Genomic DNA, 18,248 nt, shown 5'->3' with positions numbered 1-18,248 from the left:
ATTTGATGCAGGATTTATAAAAATAAAACTCATTGTGAAATTACAAGGACAAATAGTAGATATACAAAACAAGCGAATTTTTAAAGGTGAAATTACTATTGAAAATGGTAAAATAGTTTCTGTTGTAGAAAAAGATCATAATGTAAACCATTATATCCTTCCAGGATTTGTTGATGCACATATTCATATTGAAAGTTCTATGTTGGTGCCAAGTGAATTTGCTAGAATAGCCGTAAATCACGGAACGGTTGCTACAGTTTCTGATCCTCATGAAATAGCCAATGTGCTTGGTGTGAAAGGTGTGGAGTTTATGATAGGAAATGGATTGAAAACACCTTTTAAATTCAATTTCGGAGCGCCTTCTTGCGTGCCAGCAACGTCTTTTGAATCTGCAGGAGCAATCATAGATTCCAACGATATTAAAACCTTAATGGCAAATCCTGAGATAAAGTATTTAGCCGAAATGATGAATTATCCTGGTGTTTTATTTGATGATGAAGAGGTTTTGAAAAAAATAGCTTGGGCAAAACATTATAGTAAGCCTATAGATGGTCATGCTCCTGGAGTCGTTGGTGATGATATTACTAAATATATAAACGCTGGAATGTCTACAGATCATGAATGTTTTACTTACACTGAAGGTTTAGAGAAACTACAAAAAGGGATGAAGGTTCTTATCAGAGAAGGAAGTGCAGCTAAGAATTTTGATGCCTTAATTGATTTATTGCCTGAACATTTTGAAAACATGATGTTTTGTAGTGATGATAAGCATCCTGATGATTTAATTATAGATCATATTAATAAACTTTGTGCTAGAGCAGTTGCAAAAGGAATTGATGTGTTTAAAGTGTTACAAGCGGCTTGTGTGAATCCTGTAAAACACTACGATCTTGATGTTGGTTTATTAGGAGTAGGTGATGATGCAGATTGTATTGTGGTTGAAGATCTAAAAGAGTTTAAGGTTTTGCAAACCTATATTAATGGTGTATTATTAAGTGAAAATGGAATCTCTAAATTAAAGTCCATTCCATTTGAAGTTCTCAATAACTTTAATACCAATAAGAAACAAGTTAATGATTTCAGAGTGTCTTCAGAAGCAAAACGAATTAGAGTGATTGAAGCGCTTGAAGGTCAGTTGGTAACTAATGAACTTATTGAAAATGCAACAATTAAAGATGGAAATTTAGTTTCAAATACCAATAACGATATTCTGAAAATGACTGTAGTTAATCGGTATAATAATGATGAACCAGCAATGGCATTTATTAAAAATTTCGGACTTAAAGAAGGTGCTATTGCGTCTTCAGTTGGTCATGATTCTCATAATATTATCGCAGTTGGTGTATCTGACGACATGATTTGTAAAGCTGTTAATTTGATTATTGAAAACAAAGGCGGAATTTGTGCAGTTTCAGCTTCCGAAGAAAACATTGTTTCACTTCCTGTTGCTGGTATTATGAGCGATCAAGATGGGGAAACTATTGGTAAGCATTATGCAGAGCTTGATAACATGGCAAAAGAATTGGGAAGTACTCTTCATGCGCCTTATATGACCTTGTCTTTTATGGCATTATTGGTAATCCCATCATTAAAGTTAAGTGATAAAGGATTATTTAATGGAACAGATTTTAAGTTTACACCTTTAGAAGTTTGAAAATTACCAATTAAATTTTAAAAATTTATAGTCATTAGCATCACTACTTGCTTCAAACACAATAAATCCATCTTCAAGAATAAATGACTTGTAGTGAATTTTATCTTTACTATTTTTAAACTGTTTTATATAAGTGTTAAATTCTTCATGAATAGCTAGGAGTTGAATCGTATTTACATCTAAAAAAACCTTTTTGCCATAAACGTCTTTCATGATCCTATGTTCAATGTCTACAGGGTAATTTGTGATACGATTATTATAACTAGACTTGAATTCTAGAACATTTTCTTCAATAGTTTTTCCTGTGTTTTTATCAATTTGCACCATGTTTAATACGTCAATATCAGTATTTCCATATGAAAATAATAACCTTGTTTTGTTTACTTTATTCAAGGTAAAAATACAGTCCATATTTGATTGATTGTCATCAAAAATATCTGAACTAAAAGGCGCTTGTATATCCCATAGAGACTTTCCTGTGATATCATATTTTTGAATGTAGTAGCCTTTAAATTTTGTTACAGCCCACTTTCTGTTAGCGTTTTTGTGCTCATGATAAAATCCATAGCTGTAAAATGCTTTATCAATTTTGTCATACCAAACTTTATTTAGCGCAGTATTTTTGTCGTTTTTTAGTGGAGCTCCGATTTTTGTTTCTTTAATTTTTTTACCATTCAAATCAAATGTTAATAAGAATATTTCGGTATAGAGTTTTTCTTTTACGTCTCGCGTAGATTTTTTTAGTTTGATTGTAAAACTATCATGAGTTAGCTTAAAGAGAGAAAAGTAAAATTTACCATCATTTGCCATGTCTGAAGGGCCTTGGAAATTCATTTTTTGAATTTTAGCAACTCCTGTCTTAAGATTTAATTTATATAAATAAAAATCATCCTGATTGTAAACATCTTTTGAGAACTCTTTTCCTTCTCTAGTCCCAATTGTAAATTGTGTGTTATCAATTAGAAAACGTTCTCCATTGTTTTTGATTTCTTCTCCTCCTGAAAGTAAATCTTTTTCAATTTCTAATATTTCTCCTTGACTATTTATATAGGAATAAGCATCCTTGCTAGCAGTCATTTTCGGATTATGTCTGTAATTGTTCAACATAGCGCCATCAATTGAAAAATCGAAAAAATTTGTGAATCCTGTAAAACTATTTGTGTAAATTTCATTTAAAGTGCTATCTATTCTAATGAGTTTTGGATCATTTGATTTGTAGCCTAAGGATTGCTTTGAAGCGCATATAACAAAGCTATTATCAGTAAAATGTATTAAACTACTGATTTTTTTATCCTTGTCTACTTCTATTTCATATGCAGAAGTTTGAGAAAAAGCAAAAGAAGTTGCTAAGACTAATAAGCAGGCTAATTTTTTCATCTTTAAAATTTTAGTAAAAATATCATTTATATAATTAATAAAAACAACGAGGTCATAAAATGAATACTCTGCATAGTTTGTTTGAGATAAATATTAATTTCATATATTTGGATAGAATGCTATTGGAAATTGCTAATAAAACTGCAAAATTTCTATAACATTCTTATTTTTTGTTCAAATATTAATAAAATTAATCTGAAAACCCGATGATGAATGTAAGTGATACACTTTCCGAAGTAAAAAATTATATAGATGGTAAATTCGAAAGAAATGATCAAAATGCAATGGACGTTTTAAGTCCGTTAGATGGCAGTAAAATTTCTTCAATTCCATTATCTACAACTCAAGATGTTGATGATGCTGTTCAAGCAGCAAAAAAAGCGTTTCCAGAATGGTCAGGTATGACCTTTAAAGAACGCGTTCAAATATTCTTTAGATATCGTAATCTATTAGAGCAAAACATGGATGAGCTCACAAAATTAGTTCAACTCGAAAATGGAAAAACCTATGGCGAGGCAAAAGCTGAGGTTGAAAAAAGTATGGAGCTTTGTGAATTTGCTGTGTCAATGCCACAAATAGTGGTCAATGAAGTGCAAGAGGTTAGTAAAGGTGTAGAATGTAGAATTGAGCGTAAACCACTTGGTGTTGTGGCATCTATTACACCTTTTAATTTTCCGAATATGGTTCCGCATTGGACGTTACCGAATGCATTAGTTTTAGGGAATACAATGGTTATGAAACCTTCTGAGCTTGTACCCTTAAGCACAGTTAGAATGGCTGAATTGCTTAAAGAAGCTGGGCTTCCCAATGGAGTGTTTAATATTGTTAATGGAGGAAAAGAAGTCGTAGAAGCTATTTGCGATCATCCAAAAATTGAAGCGGTTTCATTTGTTGGTTCTACTAAAGTTGCCAAAATTGTTTATAAAAGAGCGACGTCTAATTTGAAACGTTGTGTGGCTCTGGGTGGTGCGAAAAACCATTTGCTAGTCTTGCCTGATGCAAATCCGGAAATGACAGCTTCTAATGTTGTAGCATCAATGTCTGGCTGTGCAGGACAACGTTGTATGGCTGCTTCAGTTATGGTTGGAGTAGATAAAGTACAGCATATTATTGATCTTATGGTTGAAGATGCCAAAGCTATGGTGCCTGGAGATAATTTGGGTTCTGTTATTACTGCGGAAGCAAAAAAGCGTATTGAAGGTTATATAGATGAAGCTGAAAAAAATGGTGCAAAAATCTTATTAGATGGTAGAAATACAACTGTAAAAGGAAAAGAAGGTGGTTATTATGTTGGACCAACAATTATAGATTATGTGACAACAGATATGTCTGTGGCTAGAGAAGAAATTTTCGGTCCAGTGATTTCAATTATAAGAGCTAAAGATTTAGACGAAGCTATCGAGATTGAAAACGGTTCTAATTATGGAAATGCAGCTGCTGTCTTTACGCAAAGTGGAGGTTTAGCAAAACAAGTTATGGAGCGTGCAAGCGCAGGAATGATTGGTGTTAATATTGGAGTTCCTGTACCTCGAGAACCTTTTTCTTTTGGTGGTTGGAATGAATCAAAATTTGGTGTTGGCGATATTACAGGACGTAGTTCAATAGAGTTTTGGACACAAAATAAAAAGACCACAACGAAGTGGAATCCTGAAGCTCAAACAAATTGGATGAGCTAATCTATTTGTTTGCATAATCATAATTAAGTAATTATTAATCAACTATTTATATTTAATGAATAATCAACAGATTGTAAAAGATAATTTAGACTATACTTTATTTTCTTGGGCAAAACAAGGTGGTTTAAATCCTATAAATGCATCACATGCTAAAGGCTCTTATGTTTATGATAGAGATGGAAAAAAATATTTAGATTTTTCATCACAATTGATGAATGTAAATATTGGCCACGGAAATCAGAGAATTACCGAAGCTGTAGCAAAACAAATGCAAGAAGTGAGTTATGTGTATCCAGGAATGGCTACAGATGTTCGAGGGAAACTTGGAAAAAAAATAGCTGAAATAACGCCTGGAAATCTTGCTAAAACATTTTTTACACTTGGTGGAGCTGAAGCGATAGAAAATGCAATCAAGCTTGCAAGAATGTACACTGGTCGACATAAAATAATCTCACATTACAGAGCATATCATGGTGCAACTTATGGTGCTATGACTGCTGGTGGAGATCCTAGGCGATTCCCAGTTGATAGTCAGGCAATGCCGAATGTAGTTCATGTCGAAAATCCTTATGCGTATCGTTGTCCATGGAATTCTAATTCTATAGAGCAATGTGGAGAGCGTGCTTTGGCACATTTAGAGCGTGTGGTTAAGTTTGAAAACCCAGATAGTGTCGCTGCTATTTTATTTGAAGGCGAATCTGGTTCTTCAGGATGTTTGAAATATCCTCCAATGTATTTGAAACGAGTTAGAGAACTTTGTGATAAGTACGGAATTCTGATGATTGATGATGAAGTGATGAGTGGTTTTGGTCGTACTGGAAAAATGTTTGGAATTGATAACCATGAAGTAGCGCCAGATATTATGTGTTTGGCAAAAGGCTTGACTTCTGGTTACTTGCCTCTTGGAGGTGTCGTGGTTACAGATGAAATAGCTAAATATTTTAATGATAATCCAATGGTTGTTGGGTTGACATATTCTGCACATCCAACCTTGTGTGCTGCAGCATTAGAAAATATTAAAATTATCGAAGAAGAAAACTTAGTTAATCGCGCAGCCGAAATGGGATTGTATATTGAAACTGAAGTTGAAAAACTAAAAGCAAAACATCCGTCAATTGGTGACTTTAGAAACACAGGGTTATTGGGTTGTATTGAGCTAGTAAAAAATAGAGATACAAAAGAACCAACAACGCCTTGGAATGCAAAGCCTCATGAGATGGAAGCGACTAATAGAATGGCTGCTAAAATTAGAGAACTTGGTATGTTCACATTTGTAAGATGGAATTGGATTTTTATTGCACCTCCTTTAAATGTGTCTAAAGAAGAAGTAGATGAAGGGTTGAAAATTATCTCTCAGGCAATTGAGATAGCTGACGAATATTGTAAATAACCTTAATTGTCATTCCTACGCAGGCAGGAATCTAGAATTATATAGGCAAAATATTAAATGAACAAAGATATTGTAGAATTGCAAGAAGATGTGTCTAGTTCTTCACTTTATAGTGAGGATTTAGCGCCTGTGCCTTCAAATCAAAGAACTTGGACGAAATGGCATTTAGCTGCAATTTGGGTTGGAATGGCTGTGTGTATTCCTACTTATCTTTTAGCATCTTATATGATTAAATCGGGTTTAAATTGGATTGAAGCTTTAATCATTATCGGACTTGCAAATTTAATCATTACCATTCCTATGGTGCTCAATGGCCATGCTGGTGTAAAATATGGTGTTCCTTTTCCGGTTATTGGACGATCATCATTTGGCATAAAAGGGATTCATTTGCCTTCGGTTATTAGAGGGTTGGTTGCATGTGGTTGGTTTGGTGTAAATACGTGGTTAGGAGGAATGGCTTTATATTCCATTTTTATTGCTGTTTCAGGTAATGATCCTGCAATTGGACTTTCAATCGGACAATTTATATGCTTCGGAATTTTTTGGGTCATTAACATGTATTTCATCTGGAAAGGCACCGAAAGTATTAAATGGCTTGAAGAATATTCCGCGCCAATACTAATAGTGATGGGCTTGATATTGATTGGATGGGGTTATAGTAATGCTGGAGGTTTCGGGATTGTTTTAGAACAAGGAAAACAGTTGGAAATCCCAGTTGCTGAAATTTATCATACTGAAACTGCCAAAAATAATTTCATTCATATTAATCCTATTAAAAATATGGAAGGTGTTTCAAAAGCTAGTGAGTATCAACTTATTTTAAATGGAAACGAATTAGGATGGAATACATTGTCTGAAAAAGATGTTTCTATAGGAAGTTTAAATGAAAATGACGCGTATCAGATTCAATTAAGAAATACAAAATCAACGTCTTCTATTGTTGATGTAACCGCTAGAACTGATAAAGAAGCTTTCGGAAGTAAAATCTGGAAGTATTTAATATGGCTTACAGCAATGCTTGGCTTTTGGGCAACAATGTCATTGAGTATCGCAGATATTACAAGGTATTCTTCATCTCAAAAAGCACAAGTGAAAGGTCAATTTATCGGATTGCCTGGAACCATGATGTTGTATTCCTTTGTTGGGATATTTGTAACCTGTGCGGCAATTATTAATTTCGATGATATTCTAATTGCTAATGATGCGCCTTGGGATCCAATTGCACTGCTTGCTAAGTTTGATAGTGTTTGGGTTGTTGTCATTGCGCAAATTTTTATGATCATTGCAACACTGAGTACTAATATTGCTGCCAATGTAATTGCGCCAGCTAATGCGTTTTCAAATTTATTTCCTAAAAAGATAAGCTTTAGAGGTGGTGGTTTTATCACTGGGATTATTGGGATATTAATTTTTCCATGGAAATTGTTATATGAAATTCAAGGTTTGTTGATTGATGTTAGTGCTGTTTTAGGGCCTGTTTTGGCAATTTTAGTTTGCGACTATTACTTGATTAGAAAAAAACAAATTCAAATTGCAGATTTATATAAAGAAAACGGAATTTATTCCTATGGAAAAAGTGGGATTAATAAAGCAGCAATGATTTCACTATTCATAGGTGCTTTTGTTGCTATTGGAGGGAAGTGGATTCCAGCGATGAGTTCGCTTTATGCGATTTCATGGTTTTCAGGATTCATCGTATCTTTTGTGTTGTATTATGTATTAATGAAGAAAAAATAAAATGTCTATACTTATAAAAAATGGTCGTGTAGTAACGGCTTCCGAAAGTTATATTGCTGATGTCTATACTGAAGGCGAAAAAATTGTAGCTATTGGGAAAAACTTAAATTATCAAGCCGATAAAGTCATTGATGCTACTGATAGATTAGTGTTTCCTGGAGGGATTGATCCTCATGTGCATTTAGATATGCCTTTTATGGGAACGTATTCTAGTGATGATTATGAAACTGGAACACGAGCTGCATTACATGGAGGAACAACAATGGTTATTGATTTTATCCTGCAAACTCAAGGTGATACATTGCATAACGCATTAAAAACATGGCAAGATAAATCACAAAAAGCGATTGGTGATTATTCGTATCATATGGCTGTAACCGATTTTAATGAAGATGTGGCAAAAGAAGTCGTTCAGATGATTGAAGAAGAAGGTATTTCTTCCTTTAAAACATTTATGGCTTATAAAGGTGCTTTAATGATTGATGACGGACAAATGGTCCAGCTCATGAAAGTCGTTAAGAAGTCTGGAGGTTTAGTTACAGTTCATGCGACTAATGGAGATGTGATAGATTCTCTAATTGCAAAAAATAAAGCGTTAGGAAATATGTCACCTTTATATCATTATTTATCACAGCCAGAAGTTACAGAGTCTGAAGCTTCTGCGCGTTTTGCAGATATGTTACATTATACGGATTGTCCAGGCTATATTGTTCATATGACTTGTGAAGGTGCTTTAAATGCCGTACGAAAAGCAACGCAACGTAATCAGAAAGTATTCGTAGAAACGTGTACACAGTATTTGGTATTGGATGCTTCTTTATATGAAAATGATTTTGAAGGCGCTAAATGGGTTATGAGTCCACCATTAAGAGAAAAGAAAGATCAGGTAGCACTTTGGTCAGGAATTAATCAAGGTCTTGTTCAAGTTGTTGGTACAGACCATTGTCCGTTTATGTGGGAACAGAAGAAAATGGGTAAAAATGATTTTTCAAAAATTCCAAATGGTCATCCAGCAGTCGAGCATCGTATGGAATTGTTGTTTTCAGAAGGTGTAAATAAAGGAAAGATTTCATTAACAAAATACGTAGAAGTCAGTTCAACTAATGCTGCAAAAATCTTCGGAATGTACCCAAGAAAAGGAACAATAGCTATTGGAAGCGATGCAGATGTCGTAATATTTGATCCAAATAAGGAACATACAATTTCTGTAGAAACACATCATATGAATTGTGATTATTCAGGTTATGAAGGAATGAAAGTGACAGGGAAAACTGAAACCGTAATTTTAAGAGGAAAGGTTGCTATAGAAAATGAAGATTGTCTTTTAAAAGCAGGACATGGAGAATTTATAAAAAGAGGAAAAACCTCCAAAACAGTTATATAATTAATGTCAGGTCGAGCGCAGTCGAGACCTATTAAAACAAATAAATAAGATCATGGCAAGAAAAGTAAAATCAGGATTGATACAAATGAGCCTTCCAATGACAGAAGGAGAGGGAACAATTAAAGAAATTATGGATGCTATGTATGATAAGCATATTCCATATATTGAAGAAGCTGGACGGCAAGGTGTTCAGATTTTGTGTCTGCAAGAAATATTCAATACGCCATATTTCTGTCCAGGACAAGATAAAAAATGGTACGTATCGGCAGAGTCAGTTCCAGGTCCAACGACTGAAAAAATGCAAGTGCTTGCCAAAAAACATGATATGGTTATTGTGGTGCCAATTTATGAAAAAGAGTCTCCAGGTGTTTTGTACAATACAGCTGCAGTTATTGATGCAGATGGAACGTATTTAGGGAAATATAGAAAAAATCATATTCCACATACAACTGGATTCTGGGAGAAATTCTTTTTTAAGCCAGGGAATATGGGTTATCCAGTGTTTCAAACTAAATACGCTAAAGTTGGTGTCTACATTTGTTATGACAGACATTTCCCTGATGGAGCAAGAGCTTTAGGTTTAAATGGAGCAGAAATTGTTTATAACCCTTCAGCAACTGTTGCTGGATTAAGTGAGTATTTATGGAAGTTAGAACAACCGGCTCACGCAGCAGCCAATGGTTATTTTATGGGTTGTATCAATCGTGTTGGTGAAGAGAAACCTTGGAACTTAGGTAAGTTCTATGGGCAATCCTATTTTGTGGATCCACGCGGGCAAATTTTTGCTGAAGCCTCTCGTGATGATGATGAATTATTAGTCGCAGAATTTGATTTAGATTTAATAGAAGAAGTACGTTCTACTTGGCAATTTTATAGAGATAGAAGGCCAGAAACTTATGGTAGATTGACAGATTTGTAAATTAATTAGATGATTAAAATATTTTGTCATTCCGCACTTGATGCGGAATCCACATTAGGTTTAAAAATGGACTCCTGCTTTTACAGGAATGACAAATCAAAATAGTGTATGATTAAATTTTTTCGAAAGATTAGACAAAATTTACTTACTGAAAACAAATTCAGTAAATACATGATATATGCTATTGGAGAGATAGTTTTAGTTGTCATTGGTATTTTGATTGCGTTAGGTATTAGTAATCAAAATCAGCAAAAAATTAATGAAAAAAAAATAGCAAGTATTTTAAAAGAGATTCAAAGTGATTTGGTTAAAGATATTGAGTATTCTAAATTGATTTTTGATTATCACATTTATACTGATTCAATCGCAAAACTAATTCTTAATGATAAGTTTACATATGAAGATTATAAAACAGGAAATTTTGAAACTATAGGCTATAATTATCGTGATTTCAAAACCATTTCGAATGGTTATGATAATTTTAAAAGGAATATTGATAATGTGCCAGAAAAATACAGTGCTATAATTAATGATTTAAAGAATTTATATGAATTGGAAAAAATAGAACTTGATGTTTATAATGAAAGAATACGTACAACTGTTTACAAAAATATAGATGAATTCACTAATTTTAATTGGAATCTAGAACAAGAAAAAGGAATAGTTTCTGAAGAGCAAATTAACTATCGCCTTAATGATGATCACTATAAAAATATGGTGATAAAGTATATGAATGATCGAATAAATGTATTTTGGAAATGTAAATCATATAAATCGGATGCTATTAATCTGTATAATAAAATTTCTGAATTACTTGAAAGTAAAGATTCTATTCCTAAAAATGTATCCTATAATTCAATAAAGGGGTCTTTGGGTTTAAATAATAGTGTAGGGACTTATGAATTAAAAGAAACTGTGAATAACTCTTGGGATAAGATTATTGAAATTAAAGAAGTAAACGGTCAATTATTTCTTTCTAATGAAGATTCTGATGATATCGAGATTTTATGGTATGATAAATCCGTTTTCGTTGATAAGAATAAACGTAGTTCAATTTTGGTTATTTTTAATCGATCAAAAAAAGGAGAACTCTATATAAGTGGGAGTACAAATATGAGTGCAACTTATCAAAAAGTAGAATAAAAGACTGTAAAAATTATGGCAGAATATAAAAAACCAAAAACGAAAGCTGAATTCGATAAGAATTTCAAGCAGAAAAAACCATTAATGAATGACACTGAAGCTTTTTACGAAGCATCACGATGTTTGTTCTGTTATGATGCACCATGTATTCAGGCTTGTCCGACGAGTATTGATATTCCTTTATTTATCAAGCAAATCCATACAGATAACATAACAGGAGCCTCTAAAACTATTTTCGATTCTAACTGGCTCGGAAATGCATGTGGTGTCGTTTGTCCAACAGGTGTCTTGTGCGAAGGAGCTTGTGTGTATAATCATCAAGATGTGCCTCCAATTCAGATAGGTAGACTTCAAAATTATGCAACAAACAAAACAATTGATGCTGAAAAAGTGATTTTTAAAGTTGGAGAGTCTAATGGAAAAAAGATAGCAATCATTGGAGCTGGTCCAGCAGGAATTGCTTGTGCTTGTGAAGCACGAACTTTAGGTTATGATGTGGATATATATGAAGCAAAAGATAAACCTTCTGGTTTAACCGTTTACGGAATTGCACCTTATAAAATCACAAATGAAGAAGTGTTGAAAGAAGTTGATTATCTTCAAAAACAATTGAGTTTCAATATTAAATATAATAATGCTATCAATTCTAAAGAAGAATTAGCAGCTCTAGAAACCAATTACGATGCCATATTTATTGGTGTGGGTTTAGGAGTGACGAGACATTTGGGTATGGATGGTGAAGATAAAGAAGGTGTTGTTGGTGCAGTTGAGTTTATTGAAGAATTACGTATGAAGCAACATGAAATTAAGGTTCCTGCTAAAGTTGTGGTGCTAGGTGGAGGAAATACGGCAATGGATGCTGCTTCTGAAGCGGCAAGAATGGGAGCGCGTAAAACGGTTTTAGCTTATAGAAACTCAAAACAAAAAATGGGAGCTTACGGATTTGAATATGACCTAGCTATTAGTGCTGGTGTGGATAGTTTATTCAATGTAACTCCAATAGCTATCACAGGAAATGGTAAAGTTGAAGGTGTAAAGTTTGCAAAAACCGAAATGGTTGATGGAAAGCTACAAACCAATATGAATAATACATTCATCGTACGATGTGATATGGTAATCAAAGCAACTGGTCAAGCAAAGCAAGGTCATTTGTATGCTATGATTGATGATTTAGACTTAGATAATAAAACAAGAATTAAAATTAATGATGAATTTCAAACATCAAATCCAAAGTATTTTGCTGGAGGAGATGCTGTAAATGGAGGTGCAGAAGTTGTAAACGCAGCTTACGATGGTAAAATGGCAGCACAAGGAATTCATAATTGGTTAAACAAATAATATACACCTCTCGGCTAGGATCGAGGAGATGGAAAATAAACTAATGTCTGGTCGAGCGCAGTCGAGACCTATTTAAAAACAAAAACATGATTGACTTATCAGTAAATTTCGGAGGAATAAAAGCGCCTAATCCATTTTGGTTAGCATCGGCTCCACCAACAAATTCAGGATATCAAATAATGAAAGCTTTTGACGCTGGTTGGGGAGGAGCTGTCTGGAAAACACTTGGTGTTCCTGTGGTTAATGTGTCGAGTCGTTATGGTTCGGTGAATTATAGAAACACCAAAATGATGGGTTTCAATAATATTGAATTAATTACAGATAGACCATTGGCAGATAACCTTCGAGAAATTGAAGAAGTCAAAAAATATTTTCCGGATCACGCTGTAATTGCTTCCTTAATGGTAGAAAGCAGGGCAGAATGGGAGCAAATTATTAAAGATGTTCAAAATGCAGGAGCGGATGGTATTGAACTCAATTTCGGTTGTCCACATGGCATGTGTGAACGTGGAATGGGTTCAGCGGTCGGACAAGAGCCTGAGGTCTTAAAAACCATCGTTGGTTGGGTGAAAGAGGCTGCTAATATTCCAGTAATTACAAAATTATCTCCAAATATTTCTCATATTACTGATCCTGGATTGGCTGCTGTTCAAGGAGGAACAGATTCAATTTCATTAATTAACACTATTAAAAGTATTGTTGGTATCGATTTAGATTCTTATGCGCCTTATCCAATTGTGGATGGTAAAGGTAGTAATGGAGGTTATTGTGGGCCTGCAGTTAAGCCAATTGCGATGCATATGCTTAAAGATTTAGCACAGCATCCTGAAATAGGAAAAGTGCCTTTGTCTGGTATTGGTGGTATTGAAACTTGGCGTGATGTTGTGGAATTTATATTGCTTGGCGCTACTTCTGTGCAGGTTTGTACTGCTGTAATGCATTATGGCTTCGGAATTGTTCGTGAAATGGAAGCTGGCTTACGTCAGTTTATGGAAGAGAAGAATTACAACACAATTTATGATTTTGCAGGTAAAGCTTTACCGAATGTAACTGAATGGAAGCATTTGAATTTAAAGCATAAAGTCGTAGCCGAAATAAATCCAGATAAATGTATAGGTTGCGATCTTTGTTATATCTCTTGTGATGATGGAGCGCATCAGGCAATTGCATTGTCGGATGATCCAACAAATAGAATACCGAGTATTATTGAAGAAAATTGTGTTGGTTGTAATTTATGTTCTTTAGTTTGTCCTGTCGAAGATTGTATAACAATGGTTAAAAAAGATGATGGTACAGAAAGCTTAACATGGAACGAACGTACGCTTAATGATGATATTCCTGTGACATTTGATGATGATAGAGCTGGAGGAAAAGGGCATTTCGTGCCAACACCTCAAGATGCATTGAAGCACAGGAAATAGTAGTAGTTTCAATATTTTATTTGAGTTACCCTTTGTATATTGCTGCTGTTAAAAAAAATCAAGCAAGGAGCTTACAGTAGCTAAATATGCCAATATTAGAATCAACCTACAAACCGCCATTTCAGTTTAAAAACGGATTTATAGCAACTGTGTATTCAGGTTTAGTCCGTAAAATCAAAAACTTTGAACAGCAACGAGAACGCATTGAAACTAGGGATTATGATTTTTTAGATTTAGATTGGAGTTACTCTGAAAACAAATCGGATGCTGTCATCATTTTGCTTCATGGCTTAGAAGGTCATGCGCAACGTCCTTACGTCACAGGAACTGCAAAATTATTCAACGAAAATGGAGTAGATGCTGTTTGTGTGAACTTTAGAGGTTGTAGCGGAGAGGATAACCGATTTTATAATAGTTACCATTCTGGAGCTACTGATGATTTGGATGATGTCGTGAAGCATTGTGTTGAAAATAAAGGGTATTCAAAAGTCTATATAAAAGGTATTAGTTTAGGTGGAAATATTACACTTAAATATTTAGGTGAAGACCGAGAAATTCCTGAACAAGTAAAGTCGGCAATTGCGATTTCTGTTCCAGTTTATTTGAATGGCTCTGCAAAAGAATTACATAAACTGAAGAATAAAGCTTTTGCAATTCGATTTAAAAAGCATTTGGTTGACAAGTTAAAGTTAAAAATCATACAATTTCCTGATAGAATTAGTGTTATGAAAATTAACTCAATTAAAACTTTAAGAGATTTTGATGAGGTTTATACCTCAAAAGCGCATGGTTTTGAAGATGCTTTAGACTATTATGAGCAATCAAGTAGTTTACAATTTCTAAAAAATATTAAGGTGCCAACCTTGCTAATAAATGCCTTAAACGATTCGTTTTTATCTTCGGAATGCTTTCCTGTAAAAGAAGCAAAGCATAATGATAACTTATATTTAGAAATGCCGAAGTTTGGTGGTCACGTTGGGTTTATTCAAAAAGGTGGTATTTACTATAATGAAAGGCGTGCTTTGGAGTTTGTAAAACCTGAATAAATGGTTAACTTACAGCTTGTAAATTATATGCTATGAAAAGATATTACTCGACGACACTTCTATTACTTTTTTTATTTCAGATGTCTTTTGGGCAGATAAGTTTTCAAGAACATGTTATAAGTACAAATGCAAATTTTGCAACATCAGTTTTTGCAGCTGATTTAAATGGAGATGGTAATAAAGATGTAATTTCATTTTCAAGATTTGATTCAAAAATTGCTTGGTATGATAATGTTGATGGTTTAGGTGGTTTTAGTGAAGAAATAATTGTGTCAGATGATATACAAAATGCAGGTTCTGTTTATGCAGCAGATCTAGATGGAGATGGAGATATAGATATTATTTCAGCCGCTAGTGCTAGTTCTAATGCAGGAGAAGTTTGCTGGTTTAAAAATCTTGATGGTTTCGGGAATTTTAGCCCGAAAATTGTTATTTCTCAAAATAATCAATACTCAATTTCTGTCATTGCAGCAGATATGGATGGCGATAACGATTTGGATGTTGTAACACCAATGGCTTGGTATAGAAATAATGATGGAAATGGTAATTTTAGCGATGCGATACCTATTCCAAGTATAGTAACTTCATATTTACCGAAAGCTGTTTATGCAGCTGATCTTGATGGAGATGGAGATTTAGATTTAGTAACTGTAAGGTCTGATGGAACGAATGGTAGATCGATATGGCATGAGAATTATGATGGTTTAGGATCATTTTATAGCTCGAATTCTTATATTTTGCCTGGACAATATGGTGGGTTGAGTGATGTTTGTATTGCAGATGTAGATAGTGATGGTGATAATGACATTGTGGTTACTTCTTCAGATAATTCTGTAGATAATAGTGTTGTAAGAGTGTATTTGAACTCTGGAAATGGAAACTTTACAGGTCAAACTATTGCCACAGCAGCGCAATATAGAGCTGTGTTTTCTTCCGATATAAATAATGATGGAAATATAGACATCATAGCAGCTTCAAGTGGTTACTTGCATTGGTTTGATTCTGCTCAAGGCTTTAGTGAAAATACTATGAATTTTTCATTTTACAACTCAATAACAGATGTTTATGCTGCTGATCTTGATAATGATGGTGATGTAGATATTTTATCAGCATCGTCAAATGATGATTCGATTATATTTCTTGAAAACATGGGAGTTCTTGGTAACGAAATTGTAGGAACAGTTAAACTGAATTTGCCTACAAGCGATTGTAATGAAAACAACATTTACTTACCTAATATTTTAGTGTCCTCAGATGATGGCGGTTCAAATAGCTTTTCAACATTTACTCAAGAGAATGGGGATTTTCAAATACCAATTAATATAGGAGAATTTACAACTACTACGTATTCTCCTTCTAATTATAATAGTAACCCTAGTTCTGTTTTTATTGAATTTACTGATTTAGGTAATACTGAAGATGTCGATTTCTGTATGGAGCCAATAAATGTCATAAATGACTTAAATATTGTAATTTATCCCTCAATCAACAATCCAAGACCTGGTTTCGATACAACATACCAATTGGTATATAAAAACATTGGAACTACACAGTTAAGCGGTTCTGTAGCTTTCGAGTTTGACGACACAAAGCTCCAATTTTTAAACGCAAGTGAAACGATATCTTCTCAAACAAGTAGTAGCTTAACTTTTGGTTTCACAAGTTTAAATCCTTTTGAAACAAGAATAATAGATTTAGAATTCAATGTATTTGCGCCGCCAACAACAGAAATAGATGATGAGCTAGTCGCAATTGCTACTATAAATCCAGTTTTGGGAGATGAGACAGAAGATGATAATGTTTTTGAATTACAGCAAACAGTAATTGGTTCATACGACCCTAACGATATCGCAGTTTTAGAAGGCGATCAAATCTTAATCGAAGACGTAGATAAATATTTACACTATTTAATCCGTTTTCAAAACACTGGAACTGCAAGTGCTATTAATGTAACAGTAGAAAATGTATTAGATGATAAGTTAGATTGGACAACCATGCAATTAGAAAATTTAAGTCATACAGGTCGTGTTGATATCTTAAATGGTAGTGAGGTTAGTTTTGTTTTTGATAATATTAATCTGCCTGATAGTTCAAGCGACGAGTCTAATTCTCATGGATTTATTGCTTATAAAATTAAACCTAAAGACAATGTTGTTCTTGGTGATATTTTTTATAATACTGCAGCAATTTATTTTGATTATAATCCTCCAATCATAACAAATACAGTGTCTACTGAAATTGTTGAAGATCAATTATCTATTTCAGAATTTGAAAATGATATGTTCAAAGTATTTCCAAATCCAACTGATTCTAAACTAACCATTCAAAGTAAAGATGGAATGAGTGAAATTAATATTGTTGATATCAACGGAAGACTCTTGAAAACGTTTCAGAATTTAGATTCTAGTACAGATGTTGTTGTTGATGTAGGGAGCTTGTCTAGCGGAATTTATTTCCTTAAAATTCAAGTTAATAGTAAAAAACAGGTTGTTAGGTTTATTAAAAACTAATCATAGAAAAAAAGGGAAAATTTTAATTAGGCCATTTTTTTCATAACTTTAAGTCATATAAAATCTAGAAAAATGAAAAAAACTAGAAGGGTAAAGGAGGTGACTGTGAAGTCCAAATGTCTAAAGAAACAATAATTTCAATTCTTAATTTGTTAGGTCATGATATTTAAAGCAACAATTAAAAAGATGGTGTCAATTAAAAAATCAGTTTTCATAATGACACTAGTCTTGGTGTTGTCTTCTTGTCAGAGTCTTAAGACAGCTATTTTTGATCAATATTCTTACCAGCAAGCAATTTCAATAAAAGTAGAAAGCTTAAACCTTATGAGTGATGCTGATCAATCCTTTAGTGTTTATGAGGTGGAAGTTCAGGATTTATTGTTAGAGCTTCAGAAAATGATTGAATATGAAAAAAACAAGCCAGATAATGAGGTTAGTTATGCTATGTGGAAAGTGCTTGCAAACAAAGAGAAGAATCTATTGGCAGGTTTTTTTAAGCGCTGGAAAGATGGTGGGAAGCTTTCGGAAACATTTACAAACGAAGCAAAGCTACAGGTTGCTGAAGCTTTAGATTTGATAATTAAATACGAAGCGCAAAAGAATAAAACCAATGAGACTAATATTCTTAACTTTTTAGGAACCAATTAAATACA

Annotated in this window: 13 protein-coding genes; 12 read left to right on the top strand and 1 reads right to left on the bottom strand. The window is 33.6% G+C overall.

Annotation, left to right across the window (positions count from 1 at the left end; all coding sequences use genetic code 11):
• Positions 1-34 precede the first annotated feature (34 nt).
• On the top strand, positions 35-1,654 hold the full coding sequence (ade, locus tag MUN68_RS10175; protein WP_249996660.1) for an adenine deaminase: 1,620 nt from the start codon (positions 35-37) through the stop codon (positions 1,652-1,654).
• Between the two features lie 3 nt (positions 1,655-1,657).
• Here the strand turns inward: ade and MUN68_RS10170 are convergent, their stop codons facing one another.
• Positions 1,658-3,031, bottom strand: a complete 1,374-nt coding sequence (locus tag MUN68_RS10170) for a hypothetical protein (RefSeq protein ID WP_249996661.1) — start codon at positions 3,029-3,031, stop codon at positions 1,658-1,660.
• A 206-nt stretch (positions 3,032-3,237) separates the two neighbouring features.
• Between MUN68_RS10170 and MUN68_RS10165 the strand changes: the two genes are divergently transcribed.
• From MUN68_RS10165 to MUN68_RS10115, 11 genes are all read left to right on the top strand, one after another.
• A complete protein-coding gene (locus tag MUN68_RS10165) occupies positions 3,238-4,707 on the top strand; it encodes a CoA-acylating methylmalonate-semialdehyde dehydrogenase (RefSeq protein ID WP_249996662.1) in 1,470 nt (489 codons plus the stop codon).
• A 55-nt stretch (positions 4,708-4,762) separates the two neighbouring features.
• Complete coding sequence (locus MUN68_RS10160) at positions 4,763-6,097, top strand: aminotransferase class III-fold pyridoxal phosphate-dependent enzyme (RefSeq protein ID WP_249996663.1); 1,335 nt, start codon at positions 4,763-4,765, stop codon at positions 6,095-6,097.
• Positions 6,098-6,154: 57 nt separating this feature from the next.
• On the top strand, positions 6,155-7,834 hold the full coding sequence (locus MUN68_RS10155) for an NCS1 family nucleobase:cation symporter-1 (RefSeq protein WP_249996664.1): 1,680 nt from the start codon (positions 6,155-6,157) through the stop codon (positions 7,832-7,834).
• Between the two features lies 1 nt (position 7,835).
• Complete coding sequence (gene hydA / locus MUN68_RS10150; protein ID WP_249996665.1) at positions 7,836-9,218, top strand: dihydropyrimidinase; 1,383 nt, start codon at positions 7,836-7,838, stop codon at positions 9,216-9,218.
• A gap of 52 nt (positions 9,219-9,270) precedes the next feature.
• Positions 9,271-10,137 carry a nitrilase-related carbon-nitrogen hydrolase gene (locus tag MUN68_RS10145; protein WP_249996666.1) on the top strand — a complete coding sequence of 289 codons (867 nt, stop codon included), beginning with the start codon at positions 9,271-9,273 and terminating at the stop codon, positions 10,135-10,137.
• Between the two features lie 108 nt (positions 10,138-10,245).
• Entirely contained in the window at positions 10,246-11,280 is a 1,035-nt protein-coding gene (locus MUN68_RS10140) for a hypothetical protein (protein WP_249996667.1), read from the top strand.
• Positions 11,281-11,295: 15 nt separating this feature from the next.
• Positions 11,296-12,618 carry an FAD-dependent oxidoreductase gene (locus tag MUN68_RS10135; RefSeq protein ID WP_249996668.1) on the top strand — a complete coding sequence of 441 codons (1,323 nt, stop codon included), beginning with the start codon at positions 11,296-11,298 and terminating at the stop codon, positions 12,616-12,618.
• Between the two features lie 86 nt (positions 12,619-12,704).
• Positions 12,705-14,039: an NAD-dependent dihydropyrimidine dehydrogenase subunit PreA gene (gene preA, locus MUN68_RS10130; protein ID WP_249996669.1), complete on the top strand. Its 1,335-nt coding sequence runs from the start codon at positions 12,705-12,707 to the stop codon at positions 14,037-14,039.
• 86 nt (positions 14,040-14,125) lie between these two features.
• On the top strand, positions 14,126-15,085 hold the full coding sequence (locus tag MUN68_RS10125) for a YheT family hydrolase (RefSeq protein ID WP_249996670.1): 960 nt from the start codon (positions 14,126-14,128) through the stop codon (positions 15,083-15,085).
• A 32-nt stretch (positions 15,086-15,117) separates the two neighbouring features.
• Positions 15,118-17,595, top strand: a complete 2,478-nt coding sequence (locus MUN68_RS10120) for a T9SS type A sorting domain-containing protein (protein ID WP_249996671.1) — start codon at positions 15,118-15,120, stop codon at positions 17,593-17,595.
• Between the two features lie 159 nt (positions 17,596-17,754).
• Positions 17,755-18,243 (top strand): hypothetical protein, encoded by a 489-nt coding sequence (locus tag MUN68_RS10115; RefSeq protein WP_249996672.1) that lies wholly within the window; start codon positions 17,755-17,757, stop codon positions 18,241-18,243.
• The last annotated feature ends 5 nt before the right edge of the window (positions 18,244-18,248 follow it).

This window comes from Psychroserpens ponticola, from assembly GCF_023556315.2.
Taxonomy (GTDB): Bacteria; Bacteroidota; Bacteroidia; order Flavobacteriales; family Flavobacteriaceae; genus Psychroserpens; species Psychroserpens ponticola.
Note: the sequence above shows the minus strand (reverse complement) of the source record. Positions and strands in the feature narration are given on the sequence as shown.

Bases quoted from the DNA above. Each gene is read 5' to 3' on its own strand.
- MUN68_RS10140 (WP_249996667.1), top strand. From the start codon at position 10,246: ATGATTAAATTTTTTCGAAAGATTAGACAAAATTTACTTACTGAAAAC.
- MUN68_RS10170 (WP_249996661.1), bottom strand. From the start codon at position 3,031: ATGAAAAAATTAGCCTGCTTATTAGTCTTAGCAACTTCTTTTGCTTTT.
- MUN68_RS10115 (WP_249996672.1), top strand. From the start codon at position 17,755: ATGATATTTAAAGCAACAATTAAAAAGATGGTGTCAATTAAAAAATCA.
- MUN68_RS10160 (WP_249996663.1), top strand. From the start codon at position 4,763: ATGAATAATCAACAGATTGTAAAAGATAATTTAGACTATACTTTATTT.
- MUN68_RS10155 (WP_249996664.1), top strand. From the start codon at position 6,155: ATGAACAAAGATATTGTAGAATTGCAAGAAGATGTGTCTAGTTCTTCA.
- hydA (WP_249996665.1), top strand. From the start codon at position 7,836: ATGTCTATACTTATAAAAAATGGTCGTGTAGTAACGGCTTCCGAAAGT.
- MUN68_RS10145 (WP_249996666.1), top strand. From the start codon at position 9,271: ATGGCAAGAAAAGTAAAATCAGGATTGATACAAATGAGCCTTCCAATG.
- MUN68_RS10135 (WP_249996668.1), top strand. From the start codon at position 11,296: ATGGCAGAATATAAAAAACCAAAAACGAAAGCTGAATTCGATAAGAAT.
- preA (WP_249996669.1), top strand. From the start codon at position 12,705: ATGATTGACTTATCAGTAAATTTCGGAGGAATAAAAGCGCCTAATCCA.
- MUN68_RS10165 (WP_249996662.1), top strand. From the start codon at position 3,238: ATGATGAATGTAAGTGATACACTTTCCGAAGTAAAAAATTATATAGAT.
- MUN68_RS10125 (WP_249996670.1), top strand. From the start codon at position 14,126: ATGCCAATATTAGAATCAACCTACAAACCGCCATTTCAGTTTAAAAAC.
- MUN68_RS10120 (WP_249996671.1), top strand. From the start codon at position 15,118: ATGAAAAGATATTACTCGACGACACTTCTATTACTTTTTTTATTTCAG.